This window comes from Brevibacillus sp. SKDU10 (genome assembly GCF_001645205.1).
Taxonomy (GTDB): domain Bacteria; phylum Bacillota; class Bacilli; order Brevibacillales; family Brevibacillaceae; genus Brevibacillus_B; species Brevibacillus_B halotolerans.
This window is the reverse complement of sequence record NZ_LSSO01000175.1, coordinates 22,353-41,113: the sequence shown is the minus strand read 5'-3', so window position 1 is coordinate 41,113 and position 18,761 is coordinate 22,353. Positions and strand designations below refer to the sequence as shown.

Below are 18,761 nucleotides of genomic sequence, written 5' to 3'. Positions count from 1 at the left end.
AAACAAAAAGCTCTTCAGCAGTTCATCTGTTGGGGGCTTTTTGTTATGTGATTCTGTGTCTTTTTTTATGCATCCTAAAGTAGATTTTTTATGCATATCATCCTTTAAAGCATAAGCTTTGTTCTTTTATTCTGACGAAATGACAAGGTACGAAAATTGTGCAATACAATAATTAGCGTTCCTCTGCAACCTTGAATAATCGTTCCTCGTCAAGAAATCGCAAGCGAATATTCATACATCTTGAGAGGAGAATGAACAATGAAAAAATTGATGTCTACATCCTTGGCTATTGCTCTTATGGTAACCGCAGTACCCGCAGTATTAGCGAAAGAGGAAGATAACGGAAATGCAAATTGGAAGGGCAAGGTAGAAGTTGAAGTTTCAGTAGATAGCAAAAAGAATGAAGAGAAAGAAAAAAAAGAAAAAAAGGAAAAGACATCCGAAACAGAAGAAACAAAGCAGAATAGCTCTCCAGCTAAACCAGTACTGGAAAACGTCAAGCTAAAAAAAGAATTGATCGAGCTACGTCAGGAATTGAAACATTCTACAGAGATTAGCGGCGAACAAAAATCTAAATATGAAACACTGGTATCCGAATTAGAAAAGCAAGCGGACATTTCCCAAGCAGTAGAGGTTCAACTGGAACTAGTGGAGCGTTACTATAACAAAGCGGACCGCTCTTCTGTTGAAAAGCTGGGTAAACTTTTAAAGAAAAACGGCAGCGATGAAATTACTACTCTTGTAGATGGTAAGCTTATTACGTCAGATGTAAAGCCTTTCATGCAGGGAGGACGAGCTCTGGTTCCGATTCGCGTTATCAGTGCGGCACTTAAAGCAGACGTGAAATGGGATGAAAAAACACGTTCGGTAGCAATTACTCGTGGTAGTCAGTCCATTACTCTATATTTGGATAAAAAAGAAGCAACTGTAAACGGAAAAATCATCACGTTAGAAACTGCACCTGTCCTAAAAAATGGACGTTTGTTCCTGCCGCTACGTTTTGTTAGTGAACAATTAAAAACGAGCGTAGATTGGAAGGAAGAGGGAAAAATTGTTTTGATTGACGATTTGCAGGCTACGTAAAGATTAGATAAACGAATAAAATTCCTATATGATGTGGGTAATTGATATGCATTCCTCGCTTTGGCGAGGGATTTTTTTATATGGGGGTATTATGAGGGGGCAATGCGTCGATAATTGACGTTTGTTATAGACTTATTTTTTTGAGGGAAAACATAGGCTCAGAGTCAGCTTAGGGGAATTATTGTTCTATATAAGTAAAATGTCTCGAAAATAGGCTCTGGAAATGAAAAAAAACAATACACACTCATTATGTGATACATATCCTAAAGATATAACGAAAGAGGGGAGGATAACTATGAAAGATAAATTAAAATATCATCTGGAGAAGGCAAACTTATACGGAATGCTGGCTAAATTTTACGAACATATGAATCCTGATAAACATATTTATTACTACAAAAAACATTTTTACCATGAACAAAAAGTAGTGGAATACCATAAATGTATGGAATCATCTTATTCCAATTATATGTATGAAAGCTGTTAACTTACTTGTAGTAACGTGATAGTTACATTTAGTCTCTTCGTTAGGAAGAGATTCGTTACATTAGGATTCAGTATTTCATAACAGGTAATTCTGGTTGGCGCAGGGCCGCTTTGTTAATCATGTAAAGTTGTGATACTTGATCGAATCAATTATTCTAATGAAATGAATCGGCAGTAATTTAGTCTATGTTTATAGCCATTTTACAGTAAAAACTGAGTTTACTACTTAAATCGAAGAAAAAAGTTTAATCCTAAACCAATCATCCTATTCTTGACTATGCTTAGGAATGTAGCGGTTTAATATTAATATCAGATGAATGAGATCCGGCGAAATTATTAGTATTAATAAACATTCAGAACCAGGATTGTTCAATAACAGATAAACGTGTTAAGAAAAAAATGCACTCTTTTAAAGTAAACATTGGAAAAAGCCTTGAGGTTAGCCGATGAACTTTAGAGGGTGTATTTTTTATGACAGCATACAAGTTAAAGCTTTAGCTAGTATTTTTCGAATCATTTGGAGGTGTACGTGTTGAAAAGAAACATCTTGCTAGTCATTATCATGGCTATGTTTATTCTACCCATTGGCCTGTCTGAAGCGCATCCTGGTAAGACAGATGCCAATGGTGGGCATATTTGCAAAACGAACTGCAATAAATGGGGATTAAAGGATGGAGAGTATCATATTCATCGGGATGGTAAGCTAATCCGTCCAAATCAACCGAAGCAAGCCCCAGTGTCACAAATCAAAAAACAAGCTGTCCCTGCTGGTAAGCAAGCACCTGCTCCGACCGTTCCAGTATCATCAGCTACAAATGATCTAAAAGTCTACTTCCTCGATGTCGGTCAAGGCGATGCTACTTACATAAAAACACCTAAAGGTGAGGATATTCTAATTGATGGCGGGAATACGGACAAGGGCGATTTAATGGTCAAATACTTAAAGGACCTCAAGGTCGATGACATCGAGGTTCTCATCATGACTCATCCAGATGCAGATCATATTGGTGGCTTGCACAAGGTCATGCAGAACTTTAAAGTTAAATCTGTATATGCACCCAAAGTAGCTCATACAACCGAGACATACATAACCCTGTTGAAGCAAATCAAAGCACAAGGCTTATCCATTAAACCAGCAACAGCAGGTACAACGATACCACTACAGGGCGTTTCAGCTAAATTCGTTGCTCCGGTTGGTACATACGAGAAGGAATTAAATGAATGGAGTGCTGTTTTACACCTTACTTATGGAGCAACCTCATTTTTATTTACTGGCGATGCTGAGCACAAATCAGAGGCAGACATGCTTAAGAGCAAGCAAGTTCTCAAGGCTGACGTGTTAAAGGTTGGTCATCATGGATCAAATTCTTCTACATCACCTGCTTTTCTGAAAGCAGTAGCGCCTAAATACGCAGTGATCAGCTCCGGGAAGGACAATAAATACGGGCATCCAACCCAAGGCACGCTACAAAAATTACAACAATCAAAAATCATTACATACCGTACAGATCAAAAAGGAACAATCTTAGCTGTCAGTAACGGAAAGACGGTCACATGTAAAACGGCGAGGTAGAAAGGGGAAAAATCGGTAGAATGCTAATCTATTGTTCTGCCGATTTTTTAGGGGATTATCTATTGCTTTTTGCAAGTGTAGAGTTATTTTCCTTACACCAATAACACTTTTTAAAAATCCATATCTTTTACATTCGGCGTTTCTATGGTTTTGCTACTATTGACTTATAATGAATGCAAAGTCTTACTGTTACACCCCATAGTAGACTAGTATATAAAGACTGAGAGGTAGCGAGTATGAAAACAACAAAAGGAATTATTGATCGCTTTGAGGAGGGCATGGTTGTTGTGGAGATTGATGGTCAGACGTATGATCTTCCTAGAGCTATTTTTCAGGCCGATGTGCAGGTTGGTCAAGTGATACATATTTCTACTGAAGTAGATCAAGCAGAAACGGAGGCTAGAGAAAAAGAAGCTAATGATTTGATGGATGATTTGTTTGAATAAGACATACAGGCAATATGAAGAATACTAGGCTTATATCTAAGAAATTCCTGAACAAGAATTACTGAATTCAAAAAATGTAGCAGAGGATAGTTTATACCCTAGGAAGCCTTAGCACCCATTTGCGGTGCTTTTTTTCTTGTCCAGATCACATATTAAAATAGGGAGTGGAAAGTCATAAAAAAAATGTCCCAACAGCAGTCGGGACATTCGTGTACGAATCTTGTTTTACTCGAAGAATCTTTCAGGATCGGCTGCCCCTGCGAATGTGGATACAATTCGCTCGCCCACAGCCATATCGTATGTGCCTTGATCAGATTGGAATAAGGTACGTCCATGATGACTAATCTTGCATTGATGAAAGGACAGAAGCAATATCTTGCCTTCTTGACGAACGATTTCTTCCAATCTTCCTTCTACTGTCATTCCGCCTTCAAGCATCAGCTTCACGTGTTCATTCATTCTGATGCCATGTGCTTCTAGGTCTCCATCTGTAAACAGCTCCAGTGGAAGTGACACACCTTGCAGGCGACCAATTGGAGAAGAAAAACCTTCAGCATGTGTAGATTTGCTATGTCCGTTCAATTCCTGATTATTCCAGGCAAGAGCAGTCGGACCCTCCATGCGGAAGAAAACAATCTCACTATTTTCAGCGTACACCATTGACTCTAAGGTTCCTGTTACCTGTAAACCAGAGCTGTAAACTACTGTGGAGGTAGCACCTGAACGAAGGGCCTTTTCCATAGCCACCTTCCCACCTGTATGAAAGGCCATGCGATGCTTGAAACGTTCAACAGAATCAAGCAACTGGTCAAAGCTTTCGCAAACAAATAGCTGCGGCTGCATTTTGGTTATGTCAAATGCTGTGTGAATGGTTTCTTCTAAAGAGAATGGGCGCTTGATTACAGCATCGGTTAAACAGTGTCTGCTCTCCTCAATAGAAGAAAGTAATCCAGCACCGTATAGCAATGGCTGTTCTAGTTTGCCGAATAACCCGTATTCTACAGTCCACCAGTATAATCGAGCAATCTCTTCTGCTTCTGATACACCTGTTACTGCGCTCTGCTTGGCATCAAGAATTTCTTTGGCTAACTGAACCTCTTCTTGTGTCGCCAGCGGGTCCTCCATTAATTTGGAGTATGCACGAATCGCTTCAAAAACCTCATGCTCTTCTCTGGTAGCAAATGCTTTAGCGCCAATCTGGCCAAAACGTTTAACATAATCGGCATACCACTTATCGCTTAGAATAGGAGCATGACCGGCCGCCTCATGGATAATGTCAGGTGCCGGAGTGTAGTCGATATGCTCAGGCTTACGGATATCAGTAGCGATCGGAAGAATCCCACGCGATTGAAAATCAAAGAAAACTACGGCAGGTATAAATCCGTCTATCGTAACAGCCCCCCAGCCAGATGGCTGTAAGCATTGGTTCATTTCTTCCACACGAGGAATATGATCTAGGCTTATCCCTGTTTTACGTAATCCATCTACATATGCTGGATGAGCTACGTCCTTTAAAAAATTGTAATTTCGGTGCAATACATGACGCCACACTTGTTGGTCAACTTCTGTATATTTATCATAATTTTGCTCAACGACGTAGGGTTGAAGATGTTTGGGGATAACGAAATTTGGTTTAGTAGTAGCTTGCATAATTAATGTCCTCCTGTCCCATCCTAGCTCTTGTCAGCATAAGAGTGGGTTGCTTCACTTCTTTGCTTTTAAGCTGTTATGCTTTTAAGCTTTTAAACTGTTATGCTTTTAAGTGATAAAGTATAGGGATAAGTATATGCTGGGAAAATAAGATCGTCAATACGGTCGGAAATATTCATGCAATTTAGTTAATTTTCGGTTTGTAAATGCATTCGTTTGTAAAAGGCTAACTTAGCTAACCATAGCGTGGGAATTTACTGCCGATCGCGGGGAATGAAATTTTTTTATCAAGGCTTTATTGACGGGGAGTCATAATGAGCAAATTTGTGTCATACATTATTTGATGAAAAAAGTACCATTACTTGTAGCAGCTAAGTGAGAGGAGCGAGTGTTTATGGTAAACAGACATTTAGATGTGGATCAAGGCTCATGTGAAGGTATACCGCAGCCCATCAGAAAAGATGGTGCTGGAGCGACTGATCCCGGTCCTCGTGACATTATGCGCGATATTGAAAATCCTGATTTGCTTGTACCGCCAATCACAGATGCAGGATTAATTCCCAATTTAAAATTTTCCTTCTCCGATACACACATGCAATTAAATCACGGTGGCTGGTCGAGGGAGGTGACCGTTAGAGAACTCCCGATTGCAACAACACTTGCTGGAGTAAATATGCGGTTAACGCCTGGCGGAGTGCGTGAATTACATTGGCATCAGCAGGCAGAATGGTCTTATATGATAGTAGGGCGAGCGCGGATAACCTCAGTTGATCAAGATGGAAGAAACTTTATTGCCGATGTTGGACCGGGTGATCTTTGGTATTTTCCCCCAGGAATTCCTCATTCCATTCAGGGGCTAGAAGAGGGCTGTGAATTTTTGCTTGTGTTTGATGACGGAAGCTTCTCTGATATGAATACCTTATCCATCACGGATTGGTTTGCGCATACTCCAAAGGATGTTTTATCAGCCAATTTTGGTGTGCCAGAGGATGCCTTTGCCAACATTCCTTCTGATCAGGTTTATATCTATCAGGATAAGGTTCCTGGTCCGTTAGACAGTCAAAGGGTCCGTTCCCCTTATGGGACAGTTCCTAAAAGCTTTACATATCGGTTGCTAGCTCAAAAGCCAATTCGTACACCTGGGGGAAGCGTTAGAATTGTGGATTCCTCTAATTTTCCGGCTTCAAAAACAGTTGCTGCTGCTTTGGTTGAAATTGAACCAGGAGCAATGAGAGAACTGCATTGGCATCCGAATAATGACGAGTGGCAGTATTATTTGTCCGGTCAAGGAAGAATGACTGTGTTTGCAGGAGACGGTGCAGCACGTACATTTGATTACAGAGCTGGGGATGTCGGTTACGTGCCATTTGCCTACGGACATTATGTTCAGAATACTGGTGACCAAACATTGTGGTTCTTAGAAATATTTAAAAGCGATCGATTTGCCGATATGTCTTTAAATCAATGGATGGCACTTACTCCCCGTGATCTGGTGAAGGATAATTTACAGGTTGATTCTGAGCTATTGAATGCATTACGCAAGGAAAAATGGCCGGTTGTTTCGTATCCGGGCTTTACTTATTATCCTAAATAATAACCTGATGCAAAATTGTAAAATTGATAAATAGATAGGTAAATAGGTAAAGGTTTCCAACCGGGTGTAACGTAACACGGTTGGAAGCCTTTTTTTTGTAAAGGGTGAAAAACTAAATAGATGTTCGATTTACTGTGTAAGAATGGTAATCTTGAACGTATAGGTTTTGCTAATGTAGAGGATTAAGGTAAAAGGAGGCTATGTGATGCACAAAGAAGCAGACAACCTTTTGAAAGCGCAAACAAGAAGGTGTAATTTTCTCCAAAACTTCTTTGATAAAAAATGTGAATTCTTGTATGATTAGGAACAATTCAAGAAGGAAAGAGATGGAGAATGATGCAGAAAGAACAGAGAGGAGGAATCCTTTATGCTATAGCGGCGTATGCCATGTGGGGATTCCTGCCGATTTATTGGAAAAGTGTCAGTTTTATACCACCAGGAGAGATTTTAGCTCATCGTATTTTATGGTCACTGATTTTTTCAATTGCGTTAGTAGGACTAAGCAAGAAGTGGAGCCGAGTTTTGGAATTTATGAAAAAACCCAAGAGTCTACTGCTTTTTTTACTGGCTTCCGTCTTAATTAGCGCGAACTGGATGATTTACATATGGGCTGTCAACGCCGGTCATATTGTAGAGACGAGTCTAGGCTATTATATTAATCCTCTGCTTAATGTCGCGTTAGGTATGCTATTTTTTCGAGAACGGTTAGATTTCTGGCAACTTATCTCCTTACTTTTTGCGGCAGCAGGCGTATGCTGGATGGCGATTAATTTTGGACAGCTTCCGTGGATTTCCCTTTCTTTAGCCTTGTCATTTGGGATTTATGGGGTTGTAAAAAAACTGATTCAAACAGACTCGATTACCTCATTAACATTAGAGACGGTTCCGGTTGCCTTGATTTCGTTTGTTTATATCTGCTGGTTGCAAAGCCAAGGTGTTGGGGCGTTTGGAGCGGCGGACTGGGGAACAGATTTATTGCTGATTGGATCGGGAGTAGCTACCGCAATGCCGCTTCTTGCATTTGCTTCAGCAGCGCAACGCATTTCTCTTTCTACATTAGGCTTTATCCAATACTTAGCTCCTACGATACAATTGGCGATCGCTGTATTTTTGTATAAAGAATCGTTTACAGATAGCCATCTTTTAAGCTTTGTTTGCATTTGGGTAGCGCTTATCCTATACACACTGTCCCGAACTCCGATCATGCAAGCCTGGCAACCAGCGTTTTTTAAACAGCGGATTGAAAAGCGGACATAAAAGTTGTTCGCTTTCACTACTTCCCTACTATTTATGAAGATAAAAATGTAATATGACGAATCATGCAAAATATAAGGAGGGGTATTTTTGAAAAAGTATATAGCTTTGTTGGCAGTATTGTTTGTCGTAATTGGACTAGCGGTGTTCGGAGATAACGAAAAGTCGAATGCTTCCATTGAAAAAAACAATCTTTCGCTTTCTACTAGTCCGCAGTCAAATTTGAAACAAGAGGAAAGAAAAGAAACGGGTACATTTACACATATGACCACAGACGAGTATCTCAGTCGTTATAACAAATTGAAAGCAGAGTTAGCCAGTCAAAACATTGATATTTTGCCATTTACTCTCGAAGTAGAAAAGAAGACGAATTTTTATCGATTCTATTATCCCAAACAAGAGAAGTACACGAAGGACGAAGCTAAATGGGTAAGCGTAATGCTAAAGAGTGATGGAAAAACGATAGATGGGTTGATGTTTCAGGGGACTCCCGATTTACATACCACCAAGGCGATGATTCAAGCCACTGGCATCGTCTGGTCAAATCAGCTAGATCAACTGCTTAAAGGCGGAAGCGCTGCCAGGGCTTTTGAAGAAATAAAGGTTGAGGGAGTAAACATTTCGATAAAAAGAGATTCTAGTGATATCACTGTGATGATTGATCCTGTTAGATTAGACCCGCCCAAAAAATTGTAGAACCAGCTAGGTCTGTTTGGAAGCTTAATTGGAGCTATTCCTATGGGAGATGTTAAATGAATAGACTCGCTAAGAAGATGTAGAAAGTAGAGGTACTTATTTCTTAAGACGTGTAGAAGGACCAATATTCCATGCACGTCTTTTTTATGTAATCTGCCTGGTAGGACAGCATTTTGTCCAGTATGAACATCTGCAATGGGCGCAGCTCATTACGGCTGATATATACTTTTCATCACGTTTAATCTAGTTAGGATTGAAATTTTTAACATAATGTAAAATTAAGGTAGAATTACAGTTTCGTTAACTTTTGTGTAGTAGATCGGGAACGGTTATTATATAATATCTTTCGATCAGAAACTTCGATAAGGAGTGTGGTACATATTAATATTTACACCGAACCTCCTAAAAGATGCTCCATATGTAGAAACCAAAAGTTTCACAAAACAGAATCCCGTATACAGATATTCGATGATATTATAGACGGTGAACCAAGAAAAATTGAGGTAAAGCGTCAACGATATAGATGCCCGAATTGTCTGGCTAAGATATGGGATAAGGTTCAAGGAGCGTGTTCATATCGAAGGAAATCTTATGTCTTTATGGAAAGGGAGCAATCCTCCAAAATAAGCGCAGAAAAATCGTAAATAAAGATAGATTGTTGCGTTTATAACCCTCTAAATGATATTTAGAGGGTTTCGTTTTTTATGCAGATGAAATAGATAAATACCAGATGTAAGGTATTTGTCTTTAGTTGCTGCATGCTCTTATTTTCTTATGCTGGAATTTGCTCCAATACAAAATCGACATGGATTGGGAATTCATCATTGACGAGAATATGTACACTTAAGCTTTGCTCTTGCTGAGGTAAGGTATCGCCCGAATAAATATTTTTGAGTAGGCCAACATTCGTAAACTCAACTTGAGCATCAATTGCTTGATAGCTGGTAATGGCATGTCCTCGTACCATATCTGCGAATTCTTCAAGTACACTTCTTCTCATTTCGTCATCAACCATGTCTAGTGGGATACTAAAGGACTGAAGTAAAACACGAAGAGCATCTTCTTCCATGCCAATAATAATGTCCCCTGTAACATCACCCGTTATTTGGGAAACCACTCGATGGGACTGACTGTAGGTATAAGGTGAATTTTGTAGCTGCACATCTTGGCGCTGTATATTAATTCCTAATGAACCTAGTACAGTTGTCAGTCCTTTGAGATACGCATTTAATATTTTTACATCCACAATTCTCATCCTTTTCCGGTTTGTGAGTTCTTCCTTTATATATCGGTATTTTTGTGAAAAGATTAACAGCTACTTATCAAACAAAATTGCTGACCCATTTCCCAATCTTCAATTTCGCTCCCTCCTTTTTCCCTCAAGCAAGTAAGCTAATTTTCAAATTTTTCTATTAGGTAATTATTTCCACTCATTAGATGACTCCGTTTCTACGATATTTATAAGGATAGAATGAATGGCGATTGTAGGAAAAAAACATCCATTTTGTCATATGAGAAAGTCCCTAAAGGAGGAGAGACTGTGAAAATTCAAATCGCTTCTTTAAGAGCCAAACTTACGATTTTATGCTTAGCAATCTTACTAGTACCTACTTTGGTTATTGGAATCACTACCTATGGGTCTACAAAGCAGGAGCTAGATCAAGCAGGTCAGGCAGCCCTACAAAAAAATGTGAAAATGGTAATTGGTATGATTGACCTAATGAATGAGCGAGTTGAGGCAGGACAGCTAACCTTAGAAGAAGCTCAGGAAAGGGTACGTCAGGAGCTACTAGGTACAAAAAATTCTGAGAACAAGCGTCCGACTAAAAAAGAGTACACGACAGGCGAAACCGGCTATGTTTGGGCAATCAATGAGAAAGCTGTGTCTGTCATGAATCCAGCCAATGAAGGCCAAGATCTTTCCGATGTCATCACACAGGACGGTGTTTTATTGGCGAAAGAGTTAGTTGAAAAGGGAACTTCCGGCGGCGGATTTGTGAGGTACAAATGGCAGATCGCCAATTCTGATGAGGTTGAGACTAAAGTGTCTTATGTCGAGTTAGAGCCGCATTGGGGATGGATTGTGGGATCAGGAGCCTATCTTACTGAGTTTAATAAAGGAGCTAATAACATTTTGACCTTGGTAGCTCTGATTGGTTCCGTTTCTACGGTTGTTGGGATTATTGTGGTTAACTTTTTCTCAAGGCTGTTTACGAAACCAATTGTTGTGGTGGCCCAGCAGTTGAACAGGGTAGCCGATGGTGATCTTACAATAGAAGAATTGAAGATTACCTCCAAGGATGAAATAGGCAATTTGGCAAAAGATTTTAATTACATGATCAAAAATATACGCCATCTGATTAGTGAAGTGGACTTATCGGCACAACGAGTAGCTGGTTCCGCAAAGGAATTAACAGCTAGTGCAGAAGAGACAAGCAAGGCAAATGAACAAATTACGCTTGCTATTCAGGAAGCGGCGAGTGGTGCTGAGGAACAACAAAATGCTCTTTATAAAACAACAAGCTCCATTGAGGAAATCTCAGTTGGTATGCAACGAATAGCAGAAAGCTCGTCCTCTATTGCAGAAACGTCTACCGAAACGAGAGAAACGGCAGAGGATGGTGGACTAGCCGTACAAAAAACAGTTCAGCAGATGAATTCCATCCATAAATCTGTTAATGAATCAGATGCTGTGATTAAGCTTCTTGATAAGCGTACAAATGATATTTCCGGAATGTTAAGCGTCATTACAGATATATCTGCTCAAACTAATCTACTAGCCTTAAATGCTGCTATTGAGGCTGCAAGAGCTGGCGAACATGGTAGAGGCTTTGCAGTAGTTGCCGAAGAGGTCAGAAAGCTGGCAGATCAGTCCACGCAGTCCTCGAACCAAATTACGCAGCTACTAGAAGAGATACAGCAAGATATGAATCAATCCATTCAGACCATGAGCAAGGTCAAGGAGGAAGTACAGACAGGGATTGAGATTGCAAACGATACGGATCAGAAGTTTAAGAACATTCTTTCTTCAACAGGCTATATTTCTCAGCAGATCGAAGAATTAGCTAGCATTAGTCAACAGATATCAGCGAGCTTGCAAGAAATTTCAGCCAGTGGAGAAAATGTGTCTCATATTGCCCAACAGGCAACGGATCATTCGCAAAATATTGCTTCTTCAGCAGAGGAACAGCTTGCTTCGATGGAAGAGGTAACTGCATTGGCAAACTCTCTGTCTAGCATGGCTGAAGAGCTGCAAAAGCTTACTCGTACTTTTACGTATTAACTCTAGGTATCCAAAATAAAAAAAACACCTTCACAGTTGTGGAGGTGTCGGGCTGCCGAGAAACCTCGGCGGCTTTTTTATGCTATCAGATTGATGTGCTGGCGGATGCTACATTGCCTCTATCTTGTTAAAAAGGCTCAGAGAAAGTGATCAGAGAGAGTGCTTTCTTTCCTTTTCAATAAAGCGATCTCACGGGTTCAAGGAATAATCTATTAGGCGGTAATTCTCCAGCCATTCGTTTTGGTCTGAAGCTCCCACAGCTTCGCATATAACCCCGCGTTTTTGATAAGCTCCTCATGCTGCCCCTCTTCGACGATCTTGCCTTTGTCCAGCACGATAATTTTGTCTGCGTTGACCACGGTTTTTAATCGGTGAGCGATCATGATGACGGTACGCTTTTTAATCAGGCGATTGATTGCTCTTTGCATTTCCACCTCGTTTTCTGGATCGAGGGAGGAGGTGGCCTCGTCAAGCAGGATCACGGGGGCATTTTTGAGTATGGCTCGGGCGATGGAAATGCGTTGACGTTCGCCACCAGAGAGCGTAGATCCGCCTTCCCCGATCATGGTGTCATAACCCTGTGGCAGCTTCATGATAAAATCATGGCAGCAAGCTTCTTTAGCAGCTTCCTCAATTTCTGCTTGCGTAGCGTTCTCGCGTCCATAGCGGATATTGTTGCCGATTGTGTCCTGGAACAAGTAAACGTCCTGAAATACCATGGAGATTTTTTTCATAAGCTTTTCCGGGTCCATTTCACTTACATCGCTACCGCCAAACAGTACTTTCCCTTGCTGAGGGTCGTAAAATCGTGCAATCAGGCGCAGCAATGTGCTCTTTCCACTTCCTGAAGGGCCAACGATCGCGGTAAGCGTTCCTTCCTTCATTTCCATAGAAACATTGTCTAGCACGATGTTCTTGTCATAGCTAAAGGTCACGCTGTCAAAGCGGATATCATGACCTTCGGGTGGTTCGGCTTCACCCTTCATGACAGGCTCATTTAATAGATTAACGATGCGTTCTCCAGCCATGGCATCATATTTGAACGCTGGGAGGCGCATGATAGCAACCGATAGTGGATCAAAAACACGGGTACCCACTAACAAGAATGTAGCAAACAAAGGAACTGTAATTTCTCCGCCCAATATGAGATAAACTCCCACGATGGTCATTAAGGGCACGCCAGTTTGCATAAAGGCCATGGCAACTAAAAAGAATGGCCCTAGCACACCCTCCAGCTTAATGCTTTCCTTCATATAACGATAAAAAGACTGTTTTAATCTTGTAAAGTTCTCACCGCGCAGATTGTATGCCTTGATTATTTTCATCCCCAACAGGTATTCCTGCAAACAATTTGCCAAAACGATCTTGGCAGCGGAGTGACTCTTGCCAAGTTTTCGTTCTAGACCGGAAATACTCCATAGCAACAGCACAGCTACGGGTAACCCTGCAAGCATAGCTACAGCCATTCGCCAGTCTATAAAAAGTAGACCAAAGAAGGCCAAGATGGGGATAATCGCACCGCTTACAAGCTGAGGTAGGATATTTGTCGCGGCATTTTCTAAATGAGTAAAATCATTCATCATCATATGGCCGAGTTCTCCGGGGTCCTTTTTCATGAGAAATCCTAAAGGAAGCTTACGCATATGCTCTGCTAGCTGTATCCGTCCATCAGCAGAAGATACGTACGCACTGCGGTAGGTGGAACGGTAAGACATCCGTTCGCATAGAAACACAAGGACAAGGAAAAACAGCATGCCCCCCCATATGAGCCAGAGCGTTTGCATGTTCAAATAGGATTGTCCTGTCGAATAGTAGGCATAAATCATACTTACCGCTGCGGCCAGGCATCCGAACGGAAATATATTGACTAGGTTGGCCAAAACAGCCCAAAGGATGGGCTTCCATATTTTCTTTGGTTCACCCGCAGTAATGTTGTAAAGCTGTTCCCTTATCACACGAATTCCCCCTCCTTCTGCGAAATGTCGATTTTCCATTCTGCTGAGGATGTATAGGCGTCCCACATGCTTTTGTATAAGCCATTATGAGCAAGAAGCTCGCTATGGGTTCCGAGATCGTCGATTTGCCCTTCCTTCAGGACAATGATCTGATCTGCTTCGCATATAGTTGTCAAACGATGGGCAATGATCAATACAGTTTTGTCCTTGATAAGCTCGCGTAGCGCAAGCTGCATCTGGTATTCATTTTCCGAATCTGCATAAGCGGTAGCTTCATCGAGTACAAGAATAGGGGAATTTTTCAGTATGGCTCTTGCCACAGATACTCGCTGTTCCTCGCCGCCTGATAGATAAACTCCGCCCTCGCCAATTAGCGTATCGTAACCATTTGGCAAACGCTCAATAAATTCATGACATTGCGCTGCCCTCGCTGCTTCATAGACCTCATCCTGTGTTGCAGTTGGCCTGCCCGCCAAAATATTATTGTAAAGTGTATCGGAAAACAGAAACGTATCCTGAAAGACAAAGGACAGGGTGTCCATTAGCTCATTCATTTTCATGTCGCGGATATCCACGCCGCCAATGGTGATGCTTCCTTTTCGCACGTCCCAAAACCGCGGGATTAACTGGGCGACAGTGGATTTTCCTGAACCGGATGGGCCGACCAGCGCAGTGATTTTGCCCTGGGGTGCTATAAAGCTGATTCCCTGCAAAACCTCTGGGCTGCCTTCATCTCCGTATGAAAAGGAAACCTCATGGAAGCCGATGTCATAAGACGAAGGCTGTTTGCCGATTTCAGGCTCTTTGATGGTTGTTTCCTTGAACATACGGTCAATGCGGTTGACCCCTTCAACAATCGTGTTAAGGGTGGAGGCAAAGCTGTTTAATTTGAAAATCGGCGTAGAAATACCCGGTGACAAAACGAGAAAAAACAGCAATGTTGCGGCAAAGGCGATGTTATGTGGATCTGTGCTGATAAAAAACAGTCCGACAGGTAAAAAGAAAGTTGCTAATGATAAAAGGATGACTTTAAAGGAAACATAGCCGTTTTGAAAATTGTCTGTATAAGTCACACTAAAATTACGGTAATGCAGCATGTCTTCATGGAATTTTCGAAAAGAGTGAACGGTTTGCCCAAAGATTTTGATAGAGGGCATCCCTCGTACGTACTGGATGGATGAAGTATTAATGTTTTCTAGCGCGTCAAAATACTCCTTCAATCCCTGCTTTGCTTTTTTGCCGGCCATCATGGAGAATTGGGCGGCAAATCCAATCAGCATGGGGATGATGCAAGCCAGTGCAAGCCAAATGTTCAATGAAAACATCGTGACAATAATTGCTATGATCATGACGATCGTGTTAATCAGATCGGGTAGCTGGTGGGCGATGAACAGTTCGATTTTTTCTACATCCAGCTCAACGATTTTTTTGACTTTACCTGTAGCATTTTTATTAAAGTAGCCAAGAGGGAGCGCCCCGATATGATCTGACAGCTTGACTCTAATGCCATAGAGGATGCGAAAAGCGGCAATGTGCGAAAGCATTCCGCCGACATACATGAAGAAATAACCCAGTAGCATACCTACAATTCCCCAAATAGCCCACTGTAGTATGTACGCAGCGTTCACAGAGGAAATATCAGAAGCATGTGTTAAAAGCTCAGTCATCACATAGTAGACTGAGAGATACGGAACCAGCATCAAAAACACGCTTACGGTAGACAGAATTGCTGACCACACCATAAGTGACTTTTTTTCACCGGCAAGCTCGATTAGCCTTGAAATTCCCTTTTTTTCCTTAGCTTTCAACGGTTATCACTTCCTTCTGCCGATTCCTCAGCTCAATGACTTGATCGCAGGCTAATTCGGAAAGGATGTTGTCGTGCGTAATGATGAGGACGATTTTGCCAGCCTGCGCTAATTTTTTTACCCATGCAACAACCTTGAGTACGCTGTCGCCGTCAAGTCCGCTGGTCGGCTCGTCTAGTATGATTAATTCCGCATCTGAACAATAAGCCGCGGCCATGGTTACTCGTTGCTTTTCTCCGCCGGAAAGGGAGGCAGGGTGCCGATCTCGAAGCTCTCCTAAGCCAAAGGCATCCAATGCCTCATAGGCCTTCAAACGAAGCGAATCATCCACACGTCTCCCTAAAACAATCTCATTACCTACACTGTCCGCATAGAGCTGATAGTCAGCATCCTGCATGACAAGATAGCTGGAGGCGCGTCGTTGGCTTGCCGATAATCGGCTTCCTTGACTGAAAATCACCCCTTTTTGCTGGCGCAGAAGACCGCATAGAACCTTGCTCAGGGTGGTTTTTCCCGTTCCGTTTTCCCCTGTCAGTGCGGTAACCTCTCCTTTCAAAAGCGTGATGTCTACGTCTGTAATCCCATCGCCTTTTCTTTTGTATCGATAGGTAAGCTTCCGACCCTCCAGAGCAGGGAGGGATTTCGGCACTTCAGCTGATTTGTTTTCCGATAGGCATGTAATCATATCAGGGTGGCGCAGACCGTATGGACGTACGTCTTCGTAGGAAAGCTGAGAAAATTCTTCTTTCGTCCATGTTTGTGCGATCTTTCCTTTATCCATGCAGACAAATAGATCGGCAACAGGCAAGAGTGGGTGTAACCGATGCTCGCTGATGAAGAGGGTAGTGCCGTTTTTCTTAAGCCTACTCAGGATTTCAATGAGATTTTGCGTAGAGTGATGATCTAGATTGGCAGTAGGCTCGTCAAGCATCAGAAGCGGTGGTGAAAGAACAGACACTGCCGCAATGGCCACCCGCTGTTTCTGCCCACTAGATAGCATATGAAGAGGACGGTCGAGCAAATGAAAGATATCCAGCTCTTTCGCTTGTTTTTCAATTCGGTTCATAATCTCTTGTGGCGAAACTCCGAGGTTTTCGGCTGAAAACGCCAGCTCGTCCCGCACGGTTTCCATGAAAAACTGGCTACGGGGGTCTTGAAACACGACGCCCATTAGTCTGGTTCGTTCTTCTGGACTAAGAGCGGCAGGACTTCTTCCGCCAACATGCACCTGTCCAGTGAGGCTACCAGCATAAAAGCTGGGTGCAAGTCCGTTGATAAGGCGCATGATCGTGCTTTTGCCGCAGCCTGAACGGCCGCAAAGCACAATGCATTGCCCAGCCTTTACAGCTAAATTGATTTGCTTTACACCGTTTTCGTTCTCGGCTTCTCCGCCTTCATGTTCATAGCGGAAGGTGACGCCGTTTAACTCAATCACAAGTTCAGACCTCCTGTCCAATAAATCGCTGTCCCGATCAGCGTATAAAGCCCCACCGCCATGCCGTCTATGGCCCGAAAGCCTACTGGATGGACAGAGGTTCTGGCGCAGCCACACTCAATGCCCCGCAGTTCTGCGGACGAGGCTAATTCAGTCGATAGCTTCAGGCAACGGACGATCAGCGGCATAAAAAAGCACTCGTAGGCCATGGCTGGATGTAAGAGAGCGCTATACCACTGGGGAAAAATGCCTCTGGCCCTGATGCCATTTCGAATTGCTTTCATTTCAAGCCAAACAACCGGGAAAAAGCGGTTCAGAATGCAGATCATAATAAGCACAGCTTTTGGGACGTTTAATCGTTCAAAGGCACACATGATACTGCTTGGAGTTGAAATCATCAGCATCGTCCCGATCATGACCATCGGAACCGTTCTGGCAAACGTATAGAGAATAATAATGATTGTTCCTGCACCTTCTGGCAGAATCGTTAAAATCGTCATTAGAGCTATATATGACAGTACAAAAAAAAGCGCCTTTCTGGGCTGTTTGTTGCAAATCAAATACAATGCGCAAGTAAGCACCATCAAATGTGCCTGCAATGAACTGCTCACAAGCGTGGAGAGGATGCTTGTTAAAATCAGCACCAATAAATGCGTTTTGGGACCAAGAATGCTCATACCAGCTTTGCCTTTTTCACATGTTTTTTCATCAGCAAATTCCCGATAAAGCAACCAACTAGCCCACCGATAGCAGAGATTGTGCACATGATCAGAATCATGCTTGGCGTATCAAAATAATAAAGCATGGCTTCAAGCTGTTCTGGAGAGTAGCTTTTCTTCAAAATAGCTAAATATTGCTCGCGGAAGAAAATAAGCGGTACAACGCCGCAAAGAGACCAGCCTACATAAAAAATAGCGTATCCAATGGAATTGCGGACAGTGCTCTTATAGGCATCGCCTCCCCAAAGGATTAATTCGCAGATAATTCCGATCACAGCTAGTGTAAGCAGATAATAAGCATAACCAAAAGCTACAAAATACAAGCCTGTAATGATGCAAGTAAAGAACAGTACACCGCGTTTGTTAATTTTATTGGACATAACCATATAAATCGGCCCATTAAACAGTGCAGCGGCTCCTCCTACAACCAGATAAGAAACGACCGTAAAGATTGGACAAATCGTCATAATAATGAGCATCACCACATTGAAAATGGCAAGTGTAATGAAATCACGCATTTTCCATCTGTTTTGAGAGACTTCTGTCTGTGTTTGCATGTTAAATCCTCCTATTTTTTCACATGTAGTCTATCGGCATCTGCTGAGGCGGTTAGGTCAGGATTTCCTGTACTGCCGAATTGTTTTCTTTTGCCTCCTGTCTGTTGACATGAGCCTTTATTTCAACTCAAATCGTACCCTTCAAATCAAGTAAAATCCCCCTCTATTCCCTTTTTTGAAATGCTAGTGAAGCGGTTATGTAGCCAGTCTCACGTAAAACGT

The 18,761-nt window shown here is 42.0% G+C and carries 14 protein-coding genes; 7 read left to right on the top strand and 7 right to left on the bottom strand.

The annotated features are described in order from the left end of the window. Window positions 1-258: 258 nt before the first annotated feature. The 3 genes from AYJ08_RS16100 (at window position 259) to AYJ08_RS16085 (ending at window position 3,588) form a co-directional block, all read left to right on the top strand. Window positions 259-1,083 (top strand): stalk domain-containing protein, encoded by an 825-nt coding sequence (locus tag AYJ08_RS16100; RefSeq protein WP_064018566.1) that lies wholly within the window; start codon window positions 259-261, stop codon window positions 1,081-1,083. Window positions 1,084-2,101: 1,018 nt separating this feature from the next. Further along, complete coding sequence (locus AYJ08_RS16090) at window positions 2,102-3,142, top strand: MBL fold metallo-hydrolase (RefSeq protein ID WP_064018565.1); 1,041 nt, start codon at window positions 2,102-2,104, stop codon at window positions 3,140-3,142. 236 nt (window positions 3,143-3,378) lie between these two features. After that, window positions 3,379-3,588, top strand: coding sequence for a DUF3006 domain-containing protein (locus AYJ08_RS16085; RefSeq protein ID WP_031412297.1), 210 nt, complete (start codon window positions 3,379-3,381; stop codon window positions 3,586-3,588). A 225-nt stretch (window positions 3,589-3,813) separates the two neighbouring features. Here AYJ08_RS16085 and AYJ08_RS16080 read toward each other — a convergent pair whose 3' ends face one another. After that, window positions 3,814-5,238, bottom strand: coding sequence for an aromatic amino acid hydroxylase (locus AYJ08_RS16080; RefSeq protein WP_064018564.1), 1,425 nt, complete (start codon window positions 5,236-5,238; stop codon window positions 3,814-3,816). Window positions 5,239-5,632: 394 nt separating this feature from the next. Here AYJ08_RS16080 and AYJ08_RS16075 point away from each other — a divergent pair, with 394 nt between their 5' ends. The 3 genes from AYJ08_RS16075 (at window position 5,633) to AYJ08_RS16065 (ending at window position 8,782) form a co-directional block, all read left to right on the top strand. Then, entirely contained in the window at window positions 5,633-6,832 is a 1,200-nt protein-coding gene (locus AYJ08_RS16075; RefSeq protein ID WP_064018563.1) for an oxalate decarboxylase family bicupin, read from the top strand. Window positions 6,833-7,165: 333 nt separating this feature from the next. Further along, a complete protein-coding gene (gene rarD, locus AYJ08_RS16070; protein WP_231929126.1) occupies window positions 7,166-8,089 on the top strand; it encodes an EamA family transporter RarD in 924 nt (307 codons plus the stop codon). Window positions 8,090-8,176: 87 nt separating this feature from the next. Further along, complete coding sequence (locus tag AYJ08_RS16065) at window positions 8,177-8,782, top strand: hypothetical protein (protein ID WP_064018562.1); 606 nt, start codon at window positions 8,177-8,179, stop codon at window positions 8,780-8,782. Window positions 8,783-9,554: 772 nt separating this feature from the next. Here the strand turns inward: AYJ08_RS16065 and AYJ08_RS16060 are convergent. Beyond that, window positions 9,555-10,037, bottom strand: coding sequence for a hypothetical protein (locus AYJ08_RS16060; RefSeq protein WP_231929125.1), 483 nt, complete (start codon window positions 10,035-10,037; stop codon window positions 9,555-9,557). A 285-nt stretch (window positions 10,038-10,322) separates the two neighbouring features. Here AYJ08_RS16060 and AYJ08_RS16055 point away from each other — a divergent pair, with 285 nt between their 5' ends. Continuing rightward, the gene (locus AYJ08_RS16055) at window positions 10,323-12,065 is read left to right on the top strand and encodes a methyl-accepting chemotaxis protein (RefSeq protein ID WP_064018560.1); all 1,743 of its coding nucleotides are present in this window, start codon (window positions 10,323-10,325) and stop codon (window positions 12,063-12,065) included. A 212-nt stretch (window positions 12,066-12,277) separates the two neighbouring features. On the opposite strand, the gene AYJ08_RS16050 is transcribed toward AYJ08_RS16055, so the two are convergent. Genes AYJ08_RS16050 through AYJ08_RS16030 form a run of 5 tightly spaced genes read right to left on the bottom strand, consistent with a single transcriptional unit; the run spans window position 12,278 to window position 18,539 of the window. After that, the gene (locus AYJ08_RS16050) at window positions 12,278-14,059 is read right to left on the bottom strand and encodes an ABC transporter ATP-binding protein (RefSeq protein ID WP_197490710.1); all 1,782 of its coding nucleotides are present in this window, start codon (window positions 14,057-14,059) and stop codon (window positions 12,278-12,280) included. After that, window positions 14,017-15,828: an ABC transporter ATP-binding protein gene (locus tag AYJ08_RS16045; RefSeq protein ID WP_082890989.1), complete on the bottom strand. Its 1,812-nt coding sequence runs from the start codon at window positions 15,826-15,828 to the stop codon at window positions 14,017-14,019. Before AYJ08_RS16045 ends, AYJ08_RS16050 begins: the two co-directional genes overlap by 43 nt. After that, window positions 15,818-17,263, bottom strand: a complete 1,446-nt coding sequence (locus AYJ08_RS16040; RefSeq protein ID WP_064018559.1) for an ABC transporter ATP-binding protein — start codon at window positions 17,261-17,263, stop codon at window positions 15,818-15,820. Before AYJ08_RS16040 ends, AYJ08_RS16045 begins: the two co-directional genes overlap by 11 nt. Continuing rightward, a complete protein-coding gene (locus AYJ08_RS16035) occupies window positions 17,260-17,940 on the bottom strand; it encodes an energy-coupling factor transporter transmembrane component T family protein (RefSeq protein WP_064018602.1) in 681 nt (226 codons plus the stop codon). The genes AYJ08_RS16040 and AYJ08_RS16035 overlap by 4 nt, the downstream gene beginning before the upstream one ends. After that, window positions 17,937-18,539 (bottom strand): MptD family putative ECF transporter S component, encoded by a 603-nt coding sequence (locus tag AYJ08_RS16030; protein WP_064018558.1) that lies wholly within the window; start codon window positions 18,537-18,539, stop codon window positions 17,937-17,939. Before AYJ08_RS16030 ends, AYJ08_RS16035 begins: the two co-directional genes overlap by 4 nt. Window positions 18,540-18,761: the final 222 nt, after the last annotated feature.